The 16,068-nt window shown below is 36.7% G+C and carries 14 protein-coding genes; 6 read left to right on the top strand and 8 right to left on the bottom strand.

Going from position 1 to position 16,068, the window contains the following annotated elements; genetic code table 11:
• Positions 1-282 (top strand): GxxExxY protein (locus tag BLW28_RS02865; protein WP_143036829.1); only part of this gene is annotated, 282 nt, incomplete at its 5' end.
• Between the two features lie 437 nt (positions 283-719).
• Complete coding sequence (locus BLW28_RS02860) at positions 720-1,622, top strand: DMT family transporter (protein ID WP_073222024.1); 903 nt, start codon at positions 720-722, stop codon at positions 1,620-1,622.
• Here the strand turns inward: BLW28_RS02860 and BLW28_RS02855 are convergent.
• Together BLW28_RS02855 and BLW28_RS02850 are read right to left on the bottom strand one after the other, a co-directional pair.
• Positions 1,619-1,849 (bottom strand): ferredoxin, encoded by a 231-nt coding sequence (locus BLW28_RS02855; RefSeq protein ID WP_073222020.1) that lies wholly within the window; start codon positions 1,847-1,849, stop codon positions 1,619-1,621. The two genes, BLW28_RS02860 and BLW28_RS02855, sit on opposite strands and share 4 nt — an antisense overlap.
• Positions 1,850-3,091 carry a peptidase U32 family protein gene (locus BLW28_RS02850; RefSeq protein WP_073222018.1) on the bottom strand — a complete coding sequence of 414 codons (1,242 nt, stop codon included), beginning with the start codon at positions 3,089-3,091 and terminating at the stop codon, positions 1,850-1,852. It lies immediately after the preceding gene.
• Positions 3,092-3,219: 128 nt separating this feature from the next.
• On the opposite strand from BLW28_RS02850, the gene BLW28_RS02845 reads away from it, so the two are divergent.
• Positions 3,220-4,122, top strand: a complete 903-nt coding sequence (locus tag BLW28_RS02845) for a histone deacetylase family protein (RefSeq protein ID WP_073222015.1) — start codon at positions 3,220-3,222, stop codon at positions 4,120-4,122.
• A 15-nt stretch (positions 4,123-4,137) separates the two neighbouring features.
• Here the strand turns inward: BLW28_RS02845 and recQ are convergent, their stop codons facing one another.
• From recQ to BLW28_RS02830, 3 genes are all read right to left on the bottom strand, one after another.
• A complete protein-coding gene (gene recQ, locus BLW28_RS02840) occupies positions 4,138-6,216 on the bottom strand; it encodes a DNA helicase RecQ (protein WP_073222012.1) in 2,079 nt (692 codons plus the stop codon).
• Between the two features lie 74 nt (positions 6,217-6,290).
• Positions 6,291-6,626: a single-stranded DNA-binding protein gene (locus tag BLW28_RS02835; protein ID WP_073222010.1), complete on the bottom strand. Its 336-nt coding sequence runs from the start codon at positions 6,624-6,626 to the stop codon at positions 6,291-6,293.
• A 374-nt stretch (positions 6,627-7,000) separates the two neighbouring features.
• Positions 7,001-7,462 carry a CBS domain-containing protein gene (locus BLW28_RS02830; protein ID WP_073222007.1) on the bottom strand — a complete coding sequence of 154 codons (462 nt, stop codon included), beginning with the start codon at positions 7,460-7,462 and terminating at the stop codon, positions 7,001-7,003.
• 109 nt (positions 7,463-7,571) lie between these two features.
• Here BLW28_RS02830 and BLW28_RS02825 point away from each other — a divergent pair, with 109 nt between their 5' ends.
• Both BLW28_RS02825 and BLW28_RS02820 read left to right on the top strand, forming a co-directional pair.
• Positions 7,572-9,968 carry a M20/M25/M40 family metallo-hydrolase gene (locus BLW28_RS02825; protein WP_073222004.1) on the top strand — a complete coding sequence of 799 codons (2,397 nt, stop codon included), beginning with the start codon at positions 7,572-7,574 and terminating at the stop codon, positions 9,966-9,968.
• A complete protein-coding gene (locus BLW28_RS02820) occupies positions 9,961-10,770 on the top strand; it encodes an NAD(P)H-binding protein (protein WP_073222001.1) in 810 nt (269 codons plus the stop codon). Before BLW28_RS02825 ends, BLW28_RS02820 begins: the two co-directional genes overlap by 8 nt.
• A 198-nt stretch (positions 10,771-10,968) precedes the next feature.
• Here the strand turns inward: BLW28_RS02820 and BLW28_RS02815 are convergent, their stop codons facing one another.
• Positions 10,969-13,035, bottom strand: a complete 2,067-nt coding sequence (locus BLW28_RS02815) for a M13 family metallopeptidase (protein ID WP_073221997.1) — start codon at positions 13,033-13,035, stop codon at positions 10,969-10,971.
• A gap of 139 nt (positions 13,036-13,174) precedes the next feature.
• On the bottom strand, positions 13,175-13,765 hold the full coding sequence (locus tag BLW28_RS02810; RefSeq protein WP_073221994.1) for a hypothetical protein: 591 nt from the start codon (positions 13,763-13,765) through the stop codon (positions 13,175-13,177).
• A 114-nt stretch (positions 13,766-13,879) separates the two neighbouring features.
• On the opposite strand from BLW28_RS02810, the gene BLW28_RS02805 reads away from it, so the two are divergent.
• A complete protein-coding gene (locus BLW28_RS02805) occupies positions 13,880-14,830 on the top strand; it encodes an NAD-dependent epimerase/dehydratase family protein (RefSeq protein WP_073221991.1) in 951 nt (316 codons plus the stop codon).
• Positions 14,831-14,879: 49 nt separating this feature from the next.
• Here BLW28_RS02805 and BLW28_RS02800 read toward each other — a convergent pair whose 3' ends face one another.
• Entirely contained in the window at positions 14,880-15,755 is an 876-nt protein-coding gene (locus BLW28_RS02800; RefSeq protein WP_073221988.1) for an SdiA-regulated domain-containing protein, read from the bottom strand.
• Positions 15,756-16,068: the final 313 nt, after the last annotated feature.

The raw sequence follows: 16,068 nt of genomic DNA, 5'->3' as shown, positions 1-16,068 counted from the left end.
GAAAAGGCTATGTTTTTAGAGTTGGGAAAAATGGGCTTTTATGTTGAACGTCAGAAAAAAATAAAGGTATACTATGATGGAAAGCAAGTAGGATTATATTTTGCGGATTTAATAGTCAATAATTGTGTAATTATTGAAATCAAAGCAGCTGAAGCTCTCCATCAACAACACGAATATCAGTTGATAAATTATTTGAAAGCTACCGAAATAGAAGTGGGATTACTTTTTAACTTCGGAAAAAACCCAGAATTCCGTAGAAAAATTTTTACCAATAATCGATAGACCGAGGATTACGCTGATGCAACGGATATTCACTGTTAAACATCCGTGAAAATCCGAAAAACACGTGTCATCCGCGTTCCAAATTATAGAACACTGATTACGCTGATGCAACGGATAATCACTTGAAAACATCCGTGAAAATCCGCAAAACCCGTGTCATCCGTGTTCCAATTTATAGAACACTGATTACGCTGATGCAACGGATATTCACTAAAAAACACCCGTAAAAATCCGCAAAACCCGTGTCATCTGTGTTCCAACATACAGAACACTGATTACGCTGATGCAACGGATATTCACTAAAAAATACCCGTGAAAATCCAGAAAACCCGTGTCATCCGCGTTCCATCCCATTTATAATCAAACGTTAATTATTCTATTTTCGCGGGTTAATAAAGTATTTTTGCCAACTTTAATAATCCTTCATTTTTACTACTATGACAAAGCCTAGAATTGCCCTTGTCATTGGAATTATTTGTATTTCTATTTTTCCAATTTTGGTGAAACTAAAGTTGTCGCCTCCCATTATTTCCGCATTTTACCGAATGGCGATTGCGGCGGCTGTATTGGTGCCGTTCACTTTACTATCAGGAAAATTCAAAATTCCTTCAGTAAAAATGTTGATTCTAACCATACTCTGCGGATTTATATTTGCGCTAGATGTTACGGTTTGGAACATTGCAATTCAGGAGTCTACAGCTACTCAGGCTACGCTATTGACCAACCTATCACCTGTCTGGGTAGGAATAGGTGCGTTTTTCTTTTTAAAGAATAAACCCACAAGAAACTTCTGGATTGGCACTGTTATCGCAATTTTAGGAATGATAACCTTAGTTGGTTTTCATTTTTTTGTGTACCTAGATTTTGATTTGGCCTTTGTATTTGCAATACTTTCTGGTGTTTTTTATGCAGTTTATATGTTGGTTAGCAAATTTGTGTTATATGATGTTGAAGTATTGCCTTTTATTACATTAAGCACCCTTAGCTCGGCAGTATTTCTTGGAATACTAAGCTTTGTTACGAATGAACCTTTTATAGGATTTACACAAATGGGATGGTTATCGTTACTGATTCAAGGTCTTGTTTGCCAATTGGCTGCATGGCTACTTTTAGGTTATGCAACAAAACATATGCGCGCTACAAGAGTTTCGGTAAGTCTATTGGGTCAAGCTGTATTAACGACCCTCTTTGCTTGGATGTTTATAAATGAAGAAGTTACTTTACAAATGATTGTTGGCGGAATTATTCTTTTATTCGGAATACGAATTAGCTTCTATACGAAAACAATCCCCATTATTGGAAAAGAGATAAAACTTGAAGAGGTAGCTTCCGATCGTTAAATCAATTTTGTTGAGATTATTTTTACCGGACAGGCCTTTGCGGCTTGTTCACACGTTTCTAACTGCGAATTATCTGCAATTTTTAGGGTAAAAAAACCTTTTCTATCTTCAGCATGGAGCAACACAGTTTTTCCGTCCTTTTTCGACATTCTGAAATAGGCTGGAGCTACTTCTACACAGTAGTTACAACCAATACATTTATTGCGTTGAAGTGTTACAACAACCATTTATGAAGCGACAATTTTATAAAGTTTATCTGATTTTCGAATTCTAAATGGCACAGGAATAGTGCAAGAATCTCCTTTTTTGGCAGTGGTTAATGATTGATCGTTCACCATCATTTCTGAAAGTTCAAATTCTTTGGCACCCGTTGTTGGACCTGTAACCAAGATTTTATCGCCTACGTTTAAATCGTATGCTTCTATTTTGAATTCTGCAATTTTGGCTTTCGGAAAATAATGTTCTCCTTTTCCGATATAAACCTTTTTCTGAGTTGCTTGCGAGCCATCGGTGTTGCTCCATTCACCCAATTTTTGCCCTAAATAATAGCCACTCCAGAATCCGCGGTTGTAAACCTTTGCCAATTCAGTCATCCATCCTTCTACTTTTTCAGGAGAATACGTGCCGTCATAATAAGCATTGATTGCTTCGCGATACACTTGTGTCACTTTAGCGACATATTCAGGAGCGCGGCCACGACCTTCAATTTTCAAAACTTTTACGCCTGTTTCAATTACTTGGTCTAAAAAATCGACTGTACAAAGATCTTTTGGCGACATCATATATTCGTTGTCCAACTCAATCTCAAAACCAGTTTCTTGATCGATTACTGTATATTTTTTTCTGCAATTCTGCTTACAAGCTCCGCGATTGGCGGAGGAGTTATGCGAATGAAGGCTCAAATAACATTTCCCCGAAACAGCCATACAAAGCGCCCCGTGACCAAAAATTTCCACTTCAATCAAATTCCCAGATGGGCCTTTCACTTGTTCTTTTTCAATTTGATCGGTTATGCTTTTAATTTGCCGTAAACTCAACTCCCGACTCATTACCATAGTATCTGCAAAAAGAGCATAAAACTTAACAGTTTCGATATTCGTAATATTTATTTGGGTAGAAATATGAATTTCAATTCCAATCTGCCTAGCATAAGCAATTACAGCTTGATCCATTGCAATAACAGCCGTTAAATCTGCTGCTTTAGCGGCATCCAACAAAGTTTTAATCAATGACAGATCGTGATCGTAAATTATCGTGTTCAGAGTGAGATACGTTCTAACGTTCTTCTTCTTGCATCGTTTTGCAATTTCGGGAAGGTCTGCCAATGTAAAATTAATACTCGCGCGAGCCCGCATATTCAATTGTTCGACTCCAAAATATATAGAATCGGCTCCATTGTCTAATGCTGCTTGCAAGGATTCGAAATTACCCGCCGGAGCCATCAATTCTATTCTGCCAGAAGTTGTCATTGCTTAAAAATTTGAAAATGACTGCAAAAATCGGACTTGATTTCTTTTTAAAATATGATATTTGTTAGGTTTCTTCATTAATTAAGACAAAACCATCGTCTTAAATTGTTTCGTCTTTAAAAAACATTATGCTCAAAATTGCAAATCATCCAATGTACGTTTACCCACTCCCAAAAGGCCATCGTTTTCCCATGGAAAAATACGAACTTTTGCCACAGCAGTTATTGTACGAAGGAACTTGTATAGCAGAAAACTTTTTCGAACCTGAAATGCCTTTAAATGAAGATATTCTAGCTATACATACTGAAGAATATTTTGAAAGTTTATTAAATCTAACAATAGACAAGAGGGCTGCTAGAAAAATTGGTTTCCCTTTATCTAAAGAACTTATTGAAAGAGAACTCCGCATTGCTCAAGGAACAATTGAAGGATGTGAATACGCATTAAACCATGGAATAGCAATGAATATTGCCGGTGGTACACATCACGCTTATACCAATCACGGTGAAGGTTTCTGTATGTTCAATGATCAAGCTATTGCAGCACGCTATCTACAAAAAAAGAAACTTGCAGATAAAATTTTGATTGTAGATTTAGATGTGCATCAAGGTAATGGTACAGCTGAAATTTTTAAGAATGACCCTTCTGTTTTTACTTTTTCGATGCACGGTGCGGGAAATTACCCTTTCAAAAAAGAGAAAAGTGACTTGGATATCGCCGTTCCTGATGGAAGTGGTGATGAAATTTATCTTCAGAAATTAAAACAAACTTTACCGAAACTAATCGACGAGCAAAACCCTGATTTTATTTTCTATTTGAGCGGGGTAGATATTTTAGAAACCGATAAACTAGGTAGATTAAATTGCACTGTGGAAGGCTGCAAAGAACGCGATCACTTTGTTTTGGGGTTGTGCAAAGATTTGGACATTCCAGTTCAGGTAAGTATGGGCGGAGGATATTCGCCTGATATAAAAATAATTATTGAAGCGCATTCAAATACTTTTAGGGTGGCGCAGGAGATTTACTTCTAATGTGAAAACCCTATACTATAGATACAACCCCATCTTTATCTTCCAATAAGGTACTTCAGATTCGAAGTATTCAAAATATGGTTTTAGGCCATCTGGATTTTCAAGCTTTTTTTGAGCGTTTTTGACTTTCTGAATTTCCTCAGATGAAATAAATTGAACTAAGTCTATTTCGTTACCCAGCTGATGCATTTTTAAAAAGTGTCCGTATACTGTATCTTCTGACAGTCCTCGACGGATTGCAATTTCTGCAGGCGAAAATTTTTCTTCTATAAACAGTTTATAGCTGCGTTCGTGCGTAGCTAAATTGCTTTCTAAGTTATCTAAATATCTATTGATGATTCTAAGAAAATCGTCTGCATATTTTTCGAGTTTTGCCTCTCCTACTCCCGAAACTTCTGCAAATTCTTCACGGGTTCGTGGTTTTTTATGCTCCATATCTTCCAATGCAGCATCGCTAAATACTATGTAGGCTGGAACTCCTAATTCAGTTGCTAATTTGGATCGAAGAGTTCTCAGTTTTTCAAAAAGATCAGCTCGTTTCTTTGATGCTTTTTCTGTTTTAACTGTTTCTACATCTTGGACAATGTTTGCCAAACGCACCTTTTTTCCTTCATATAAAACTTTTTTCGCCAAAGGAGTGAGTAGTAACCGTCCATTTTCGTGAAAATAAATTTGTAAAACTCCTTGATTCAAAAGCTGGATAACATATTGCTGCAAATTGCGCCACGATATATCTTTTGCCGCACCAAAGGTCTTGATGTTTTGATAGCCTTTGTCGTAAACCTGTGCGTTTTGCGAACCACGCAGCACGTCTAAAACCATCCCTAAGGCTTCTTGTTCCCGTAGTCTCGCAACAGCAGAACATACTTTTTGTGCTATAAGTGTGCCGTCAAAATATTTAGGTGGTGTTTTGCAGATATCGCAATTGCCGCAATCCTCCGTTATGTGTTCTCCAAAATACCCAAGCAACGCTTTTCTTCTACAACTCAATGCTTCTGCAAATTGTTGCATCCGTTCAAGTTTTGCCAATTGATAGGCTTCGGTTTCAGTACCTTCTGCAAATTTTCTAAGCATAACTACATCGGCAAAACTGTAGAAAAGTATCGTATGCGAAGCCAAACCATCTCTTCCACTACGTCCAATTTCCTGATAATAGCCTTCAATGTTTTTGGGCATATTATAATGGATTACCCAGCGAACATTGCTTTTGTCGATCCCCATTCCAAAAGCGATGGTTGCAACAATAATTGGCGTACGGTCGTTTACGAAATTATCTTGAATCGTACTTCGCTCTTCAGAAGTAAGTCCAGCATGATACGCTTCGGCTACGTAGCCTTTCGACTTGAGTGTTGCCGCTAGCTTTTCGGTACTTTTTCTACTCAAACAATAAATAATGCCACTTTGTTTACCACGTTTGGCGAGAAAATTTAAAATCTGTTTATTGCGGTTCTGGCCAGGACGCACATCTAAATAAAGATTCGGCCTGTCAAAAGATGCTATAAAGGTTTTCGCATTGGGGATGGCTAATTGGGCTGCAATGTCTTCACGAGTAGGACGATCTGCGGTAGCAGTCAAAGCAATTAATGGAACGGATGGAAATTGTTCTTTTAGACGTTTTAATTGCGTGTAGGCTGGTCTAAAATCGTGACCCCAACTGGAAATACAGTGCGCTTCATCGACAGCGAAAAGGCTTATTTCAATAGAATTCAAAATAAAATTTAGCTGCGGAAGACTTTCAGGCGCAACATACAGCAACTTTAATTTGCCATTTTGAAGATTTTTTAAAACTTCCTGTTGTTCCTCAGAAGGTTGTGAGCTGTTAAAAAAAGCAGCAGAAATCCCATTGGCTTTTAAGGCGTCTACTTGATCTTTCATCAAGGCAATTAAAGGCGAAATTACGATTGCTGTTCCTTTTAACGCCAAAGCTGGCAACTGAAAGCATAATGATTTACCGCCTCCGGTCGGCATAATGGCAATGGTGTCTTTTTGGTCTAATACGTTGTTGATTATTTCTTCCTGATTAGGGAGAAATTTGTCGTAGCCGAAATGCGTCTTTAGCAATTCGAATTTATGTAGCTGGGTGGTTGTTTCCATTTCTGTAAAAATAAAGATTTGAAATTGAAAAAAGCCCCCCGATTTATAACGGAAGGCTTTATTGACCAGTTATTCTATTTATTCCCCAACATAACTAGCTCATTGCATACTACTTCTGTAATATATCTTTTAACGCCTACTTTGTCTTCCCAAGATCTTGAAGTTAATTTGCCTTCAATAGCTATTTCTTTCCCTTTGGTAACGTAGTTTTCAATAATTTCGGCAGTTTTTCCCCAAGCTACAATATTGTGCCATTGCGTGTCTGTTACTTTTTCACCCTTCTGGTTTTTGTAGGTTTCGTTTGTGGCAATACTAAACTTTGCAAGTTTGCGTCCGCCCTCGAAGGTGATAATTTCAGGATCGTTTCCTAAGTTTCCAATCAACTGTACTTTGTTTCTAAGTGTGCTCATGTTTTCTAAATTTTAATGTTAAACAATTGATACTATCGAATTTCATTTTATTCGACAGGACAAACATAGAACAGCATCCAAATTATAGTCGGTTGTTACCTATTTACTTTCGTTTATATTCGCTTGTAAACGTTTGTAAACGGATATTTCTAGATTCAAATAACTGACTAATAATTAGTTACAGCTAAATCGCTCTAAGTACGAAAAAATTAAAAAATTTCTGAAACCAAGTGGTTGGAAACGTAATAAATGAAGAAAGAAGCGCAAAAGTTTAAATTAGAACTTATAATTTTTCACAAATTGATTAAGGAAAAGTACAATCAAAGTCAATTATATTGGTGACCCAATTCTGGATAATGTAGAAATATAAGTAACTACCACGTATGCCCTTTAAGCTCCATAGCAGCGCGAAGTACATCACTTTGACTAATTTGACCTACCAATTTTCCGTTTTCCAAGATAGGAAAGCGACGGTGTTTGGATTCTAGAAATTTATTGGCAGCATCCAAAACGTTCATTTCGCCATCAATAGTGTCTACATTTTTAATCATATGCAACTCTACCTTTACATCTTCCATAGGGTGGTTGTGGTATCTAGCATCACTAAGCTCTTTTAAGCAGTCCCCTTCAGAAATAATTCCCACCAGTTCATTATTATCGTTTACGACAGGGCCTCCTGAAATTCCTTTCTTAACTAGAACTTCCATTACTTCCATAATAGATTGCTCGGGTTTAAACGTTATTAAATTGCGGGTCATATAATCAGAAACTTTAATATTCTCCGAAACATTTCTCTGAACTTTTGCTCTTTTTCCTGTAAAACTTTTAATTCCCATAACATTAATTTTTTGCGAACTTCTAATATACTTAATTTAATAGTACGAAAACATCAAGAAAAAGAATGCTTTCGATTAAAATCGTATTTTTAACAAAAATTTGTTAGTTATGAAAATCTTCAATGCGCTACTTTCATTCATACTTGTTGTTGTTTTAACCTACTACAGTTTTTATGGATTGATGCCGCATTATGACGAGGGAGAAACTATTTCGTCCACAGAATTTTCAGTAGATAGAGCCTTAGGTCCTCTTGAGCAAATTGCAAAAGCACCGCATTATGTTGGTTCTGAAGCCCACGCTGATGTACGAAAATTTTTGATTGGCGAATTGCGAAAATTAGGATTAGAGCCCCATATTCAGGAAGGCTTCAGTTTAAATCCTATTTCAAAAACCCTAAACAAGCCCGTAAATATTGCGGCTCGTATTGAAGGTTCTGAAAATGGCAAAGCGCTACTATTGCTCTCTCATTATGACAGTGCAGCAACCTCATCGTACGGAGCAAGCGATGATGGTGTGGGGCTAGTTACTATTTTAGAAAGTGTTCGTGCTTATTTGGCATCAGGAAAAAGACCGAAAAATGATATTATCATTCTCTTTTCAGATGCTGAAGAACTTGGGTTAGACGGCGCAAAGCTTTTTGTAAACGAACATCCCTGGGCACAAAATGTTGGTTTAGTGCTCAATTTTGAAGCTCGGGGCACTAGCGGTCCGAGTAATATGATTGTAGAAACCAATGGCGGAAATTCAAAATTGATAAAGGAATTTATTAAAGCAAATCCAGAATATCCCGTAGCTTCATCTTTAATGTATAGCGTTTATAAAATGCTTCCAAATGATACCGATTCGACGATTTTTAGGGAAGATGGAGATATTGATGGCTTTTTCTTCGCTTTTATCGATAGTCACTTTAACTATCACACAGCCAACGATTCTATGTATTTTTTAGATTGGGATAGCCTTAAACACCAAGGTAGTTATCTACTCCCGCTGCTTCACCATTTTGCAGACGTGAACCTCTTAGAAATAAAATCGGATCAAGATAATGTCTATTTTAATTTTCCGTTGGTTAAAATGGTGAACTATCCGTTTTCTTGGGTAATCCCAATGCTCATCATAGCTACATTACTGTTTTTTACCCTTATATTTTATGGAATATATATTGAAAGGTTAAAAGGTAGAGCAATAGCAATAGGTTTTCTGTCTCTATTACTTTCGCTTTCAATAAGCGGATTATTGGGCTTTTTTGGCTGGAAACTGCTATTAGTGCTTTATCCGCAATACCAGGAAATTCAGCAAGGATTTACCTATAACGGTCATTGGTACATCGCCTTTTTTGTGTTTCTTTCTCTTGCCATCACTTTTGCGGTTTATAAAAAGTTTAATTCAAAATACAACGAACCATCCTTATATGTAGCACCTTTATTCTTTTGGCTATTAATTAACACAGCTGTTGCCATAATTTTAAAAGGGGCCGCGTTTTTTATAATTCCAGTGTTTTTCGGATTGATTTCCTTTTTTGTAATCTTAAAACAAGAACGTCCTAATCTGCTTCTTACAACACTACTCGGCGTACCTGCCATTTTTATTTTTGCACCATTAATCCAATTTTTCCCAGTTGGTTTAGGCTTAAATATGTTGGCATTGAGCGCAGGATTTACAGTATTGCTGTTTGGATTGTTACTCCCGATATTTTCCTATTATAAAATGAAAAACCTACTTTCAGGTCTTTCGTTCATATTGGCCGTATCATTCTTTATAACCGCACATTCAAAAAGTGATTTTTCAGTAGAAAGAAAAAAACCAAACAGTCTTGTTTATTATAATGATGTAGATGCAGGAAAAACATTTTGGTTAACCTATGACAAGCAAGTTGACGAATGGACTCAGAAATATCTTGGTGAAAATCCTGAAAATGCGACAAAATATCTTGACGAAGCAGCCTACAGCAAATATGGAATCAACTACACCTATGCCACCGCAGCCCCGCAAAAAGCTATTCCAGATTTTGAAGTAATTTTAGATGAAGATACGCTTGTAAATAACCTTCGAAACATTCATTTAACCATTGTACCTAGGCGGCACGTAAATAAAATTGACTTGTATAGCACTGAAGATGTTTCCTTCCATTCCTTAGCGTTTAATGGCAAGGAAGCGCAAGTTGGAAGTTCGGATAAAATGTACCGAGGCACAAAAAACGCAGCACTTGTTAGGTATTATGTTTCAAATAATGATTCTTTAAAAGTGAAGTTTACTGTTGAAAAAGACATCCCAGTTTCATTTAGAGTAATGGAATATTCATTCGATTTAATGACAAATCCATTGTTCAATATCGAAAAACGACCCGATTATATGATGCCAAAACCATTTGTCATTACCGAAGCTGTAGCTGTGAATCGAACTTTTTCAATAGATTCGTTACATTTGAAGAAAAATAAGAAAGACACGCTTAATAATGTGTCGGAACCTATAACAGATACCAGCCTTCACGGGCATTTATATGAATAAAAAAATCGCCATAGCCGGACTTGGATGGCTCGGACAACCTTTAGCTTCTCGCCTTAGTAATTTTGGTTATACCGTAAAAGGTTCTGTAACCACGGTTGAAAAAGCCACTTTACTGCAACAAAATGGTCTAAATGCTTTTCCCTTGGAAATTTCAGAAATGGGAATCAAAGGTGAAGTCAAAGTATTACTCGAGAATATAGATTGCCTGATGATTATGATTCCGCCAGGTTTAAGAAGAAACACGGGCGCAGATTATGTGCTTAAAATGGTTCATTTTTTAGAGGAAATTAAAAAGGCTTCCGTACCAAAAGTCATTTTAGTTAGCAGCACTTCGGTTTATGATGATTCCCAAGGAAAAGTGACAGAAAACATCGAACCAAAGCCTGATACGATAGCAGGGAAGCAATTGCGGCAGGTGGAAGAATTGTTTATCAACACAAAAGCTTTTAAAACCACAATCGTCCGTTTTGGCGGATTGCTAGGTGGCAGCCGTCAACCCGCAAGATACTTGGCAGGAAGAAATGATTTAAACGGTGGAAATGCTCCTGTAAACCTCATCGATCGTGAAGATTGTATTACTATTCTAATTGAAATTATAAAACAAGATGCCTTCGAACATATTTTTAATGGCGTAAATCCACATCATCCAAAGAAATCGGATTACTATGTTCAAAAGGCAAAAGAACTTGGATTGGAGCCGCCAACTTTTTCGGAGGCGAATGCTAATGAAGTTTTTAAACAGGTAGATTCGGAGAATTTTAAGAAGGTTTTGGGGTATGCTTTTAAGAAGGAATTGCTTTAAATAGCCTACATAGACAGAAGAAAGACCTACAAGGTTTTGGAAACCTTACAGGAAAAACAAATGCTCTTGCTATAAACTACTATTTCAGAGCATTATTAACGAAAAAAATGGCTGCTTCAATTTCTGAAACAGCCATTTTTTTAGGGCAATACCTACAAGGTTTTTGAAACCTTGCAGGACAAGCTATATTTTAAAACACTACCAAATACGAACCCTGTCTTCTGGGGCAAGGTACATTGGATCGCCTTCTTTAATATCAAATGCTTCATAAAAAGCATCAACGTTAACTAAAGGTTGTGTAGCTCTTACTTTTCCAGGCGAATGCGGATCTGTTTTCACTTGGTTCCTTAGTGCCTCATCACGAGATTTTGTGCGCCAAACGGTTGCCCAACTCATAAAGAAACGTTGTTCTGGTGTAAAACCGTCAATATTATCAGGACGTCCGTTTTCTTTATAAAAACGCTGTAAGCCATCATAAGCTCCAACGATTCCACCAAGGTCACCGATGTTTTCACCCAAAGTGAATTTTCCATTAATAAAAACACTGTCTAAAACTTCAACATTACTGTATTGCTCGGCTAGCTTATCACCTCGCTCTGTAAAGTTTTTAAGATCGGTATCTGTCCACCAGTTTACTAAGTTTCCATTAGCGTCAAAACGTGAACCACTGTCATCAAAAGCATGTGAGATTTCGTGACCGATTACAGCACCCATTCCACCATAATTTACAGCTTCATCAGCCTTATAATCGTAGAAAGGTGGTTGAAGGATTGCCGCTGGGAAAACTATTTCGTTATTAAATGGATTGAAATAAGCGTTCACAGTTTGTGGGCTCATTCCCCATTCCGTACGGTCTACAGGCTCATCAATTTTATCAAGATTTTCTTTAAAGCCCCAAGCTCCTACAGCAACCATATTGTCGTAATACGTGTTTCCTTCCTTTACTTCCATGGTTGAATAATCCTTCCATTTGTCTGGATATCCTATTTTTACAGTGAATCTGTCTAATTTCTCAATTGCTTTTACTTTGGTGCTGTCGCTCATCCAATCTAAAGCACTAATACGGTCCTTATATGCGGCAATTACGTTTGCAATCATTTTTTCGGCTTTTGCTTTTGCCTCTGGCGGGAACATTTCATCTACGTAAAGCTTTCCTAACGCTTCTCCTACGCTTCCGTTAACGGTTGCAAGTGCACGCTCTTTTGCTGGTTTTTGTTTTTTAGTACCCTTTAACGTTGTGCTGTAGAAGTCAAAATTTGCTCGTTCAATTTCTGTAGACAACATAGAAGCTGAACTGTTTAGCGTAGACCAACGAATAACTGTTTTCCAAGTATCTAAATCTGGTTTAGCAAACATTTGCTTTAAAGTAGCCATATATTTTGGCTGCATTACAATTACAGTATCTGGAATTTTAATTGCTCCCATACCTTTAAAAACCTGTTTCCAATTAAGTTCTGGCAGCATGTTTTGCAATTCTGCCATGCTTCTTGGGTTATTTAAGTTTCTAAAGTCGCGACTTTGAACTTTATCAAATCTTGGAGCGGCAAGTTTTGTTTCAAAAGCTAGAATAGTTTCAGCTTGTTTACGCGCAGACTCTTCTGTATCGCCCAAAAACTGTAGCATTCTGGTAATATGATCTACGTATTGCTCTCGGATTTTAACCGAAGCAGGATCTGTATTTGTATAGAAATCACGATCAGGAAGACCTAAACTGCCTGGCATGATATAGGCTGAATTAATGGCACTATTACTAGGGTTAGAAAAAGCAGCAATACCAACAAAAGGTTGTGAAACAGAAACTGCATCTTCAGTAATTAATTTTTGAAAATCTTCAATACTTTTTACATTGGCAATTTTTTCAAGAATTGGTTTCAATGGCTCGATTCCAGCCTTGTTTCTTGCAACTGTATCCAATTCAGATTCGAAAATCATCAAAGCTTTTGCTTGGTCGGTTTCTGGCGCATATTTACCACTTTCCTTGGCTTTCGACAAAATGTTTAGCACATCTTCGTCGGTTTTCTTTCTAAGAATGGTAAAACCTCCCCACTGCGTTTGGTCGTCTGGAATCTCATTGTTTTTCATCCAGTTGCCATTTACATAGTTGTAAAAATCAACTTTCGGACTCACTGTAGTGTCCATGTTTTCTAAAATGATACCGTGTGATTCGGTCTCAACTTTAGCAATCTCGGTTTTTTCCTTACAGGAAACAGCTGCTACCATTACGGCTGTAATAGCTATAGCAGGTTTTAGAAATTTAGTTTTCATTTTAATTAATATTTGTTTTTAGTTGAAGATGAAGTGCCCTTTCCATGCTCCTTCTGTTGATTTTTATTCTGTATACGGGCATTGTAATTTTTAATACTTAAAAAGTACTCGAAAGTAAGTTGTACAAAACTAGAAAATGTTACAGTTTTCTACGTTGTATATCTTGACGCTCCAAATTCATAATTGAATCTTTATAGCGTTGTTGCTCCCTTAATTCCATTTTCTCGTTTTCCAATCGTTGAGAATCGATCTTATCTTTTAAAAACTTCTCGTTTAAATGAACGATGAGGTTTTTAACTGCTCCGTTCATTTCTGAAACTGAATTTTGAAGAGCAGCAGAATCTAATATTTCACTGTGAGCCGCTTGTTTCAAGACTTCAGCACGAGTTTTCACTACCAATAACCGACTTCTAATTTGATTGGTATTTAAAGTGTCGGGTACTTTTTTAAAAAGAGAATCGGAATATTCCGAAAGGCGCTCTGAGCGATTTTTTAATGTGCGCAAGTTGCTCCCGTTTAACTTTTTGGTTTCGGCTAAAATATCTTCAAACACACCCCACTGAATTGCTTGTTGTTTTGCTGGGGCCGAAAGTTCTGGAAATGAAAAATCTGAATCGCCAAAAACAATAGATGTTTCGTGGTGAGTTTCTTCTTTTTCATTCTCTTTAGTAGTGTTTTGACAGGAAAAAAGTAACCCTGCAAGCGCTAAAAGGAATATTATAAACTTCATAAAATTTTAAAAGCAAGCAAAGATACTGGTTATTAAACAAATGACATATATTTTTTTTGAATTTGAAAGCCTTGATAATTTGTACCTTTGCACCACATTTTACACATATAATTTATGAAGAAGCGAATATTGATTATCGGGGCCAGCGGACAAATTGGAACAGAATTGACTGTTTATTTACGTTCAAAATTCGGAAGCCATAAAGTAATTGCAAGTGATATTAGAGAAGGCAGCGAAGAAATGATGCAAAGTGGGCCTTTCGAAATTCTAGATGCAATGGATTATGAAGCTATTCAAGAAGTCGTTATTCGCCACGAAATTACCGATGTTTATTTAATGGCAGCCATGCTTTCTGCCACTGCCGAAAAATTTCCGATGAAAGGCTGGAACCTCAACATGAACTCGCTTTTTCACGTTTTAAACTTAGCAAAGGATAAAAAAATTGATAAGGTATTTTGGCCTTCAAGTATTGCCGTATTCGGCCCAACTACGCCAAAGACCAACACACCACAGTGTACGGTTATGGAGCCTAGTACTGTTTATGGAATAAGCAAACAAACTGGTGAGCGCTGGTGCGAATACTACCACAATCGTTATGGCGTAGATGTTAGAAGCATCCGATATCCTGGTCTTATTAGTTACAAAACACTGCCTGGAGGTGGGACTACAGATTATGCTGTCGATATATATCACAAAGCTTTAAAACATAAAGAATATGTTTGCTTTCTTAATGCTGAAACCACACTTCCTATGATGTTTATGGACGATGCTATTCGTGCCACTGTAGGAATTATGGAAACTGACAAAGAGAACATTAAAGTAAGAAGCTCATATAATCTTTCTGGGCTTAGTTTTAATCCTGAAGAAATAACTGCAAGTATCCAAAAACATATTCCTGAGTTCAAAATAAGTTACGACCCAGATTTTAGGCAAGCAATTGCAGACAGTTGGCCACAGAGTATTGACGACAGTGAGGCTCGAACAGATTGGGGTTGGGAGCATAAAGTATCCCTCGATGAAATGACAGCAATAATGTTGGACAATTTAAAAGACGAGTATCTTTAGAGATTTTAGATTTTTAGAGTGTGTGCGTTTTAGGATGACCTTATAAACCTTATTTCTCTTTTTTAAGTTCAATTTCCAGAATTGTTGCAGTTCCTTTTTTTCCTTCGTTGGAGATATACAAGGTACCATCTGGAGCAAACGTCATTCCTTCTGGTTGCGGAAACGATTTTTTGTTTAAGTCGTGAAGCCTTACGAGCTTACCATCCGGCGTCATAATGAGCAATCGCGGATTTTTTCCTTCCAGTACATAAATATTACCATCTATTGGATTAATTGCTATTTCTGAAGGATAAAACTTATCAAACTTCTTTTTGTTTTTTTTGCTTTTCTTGTCTCCAAAAATTGGATCATTTAAAGGAATTTTAAACACGGGATTAGTTAACACCTTTTTAGTTTCTAAATCAAACGCATAAATTCCTTTATAGTCTTTGCTATTTGGATCAGTATCTTTAACAGCAAGCAAAAGTCTGTTGTTTATTGAATCCGCCACTAACGATTCCATATTATTCCTACCAGAAAAAGGTGTTTTATACTCTACGGTTTGAAACTCGGGACTAAGGAAGTTTGAAACTTCAAAAATTTTTCCGCTACTTTCCAAAACATAAGCAGTACTATCGACAATTGTTACACCTTCATAATCTCCTGGTTTTCCAAAATTAATTTTCTTATCTACCGAATCAGTATCTAGATTATAAATAAATATAATTCCTTCTTCGTCTTGCACACACGCCATTTTATCATCAGAAAAATACCTGATTCCAGACACTTCTTCGAGCGCAACAGGTAATTCCCATTTTCGAATAATAGTATATGACTCTTGTTTTAATCGTGGATTTAGGGCGGGATTTTCGTAAGCAAACCACAAAGTCCCAACCAAAGCCAAAACGCCAAAAATAATTAAAGCTGAAATCGTATTTTCTCTCATAGTAACAAAAACTAAATCTGAAATGAATAAAAGGGATAAATTACACGAAATTCTTACACGAAAGGCTTAAAGTTATTATAAAATAAGAAGGACAAAGAACTTGAAAAATTGAAGATAAAGCCGATCTTGAAAGAAATCGAAATAGAAGCTCAAATTGAAAAATTTAAGGTCGAAAAGAAGGTAACGCAAAATATACTACCCATCTAAATAGATGAATTTATAATTTCACTCCGCAACAATTAATCTTTATCCCAAAAGATTAAATACAAACTGTTCTACAAATGTTTCACAAAATGAAAAAAGGAATAAAGCA

This window comes from Aequorivita viscosa, from assembly GCF_900106795.1.
Lineage (GTDB): Bacteria > Bacteroidota > Bacteroidia > Flavobacteriales > Flavobacteriaceae > Aequorivita > Aequorivita viscosa.
The sequence above is the reverse complement of the archived record's forward strand: the minus strand, read 5'-3'. Positions and strand labels throughout refer to the sequence as shown.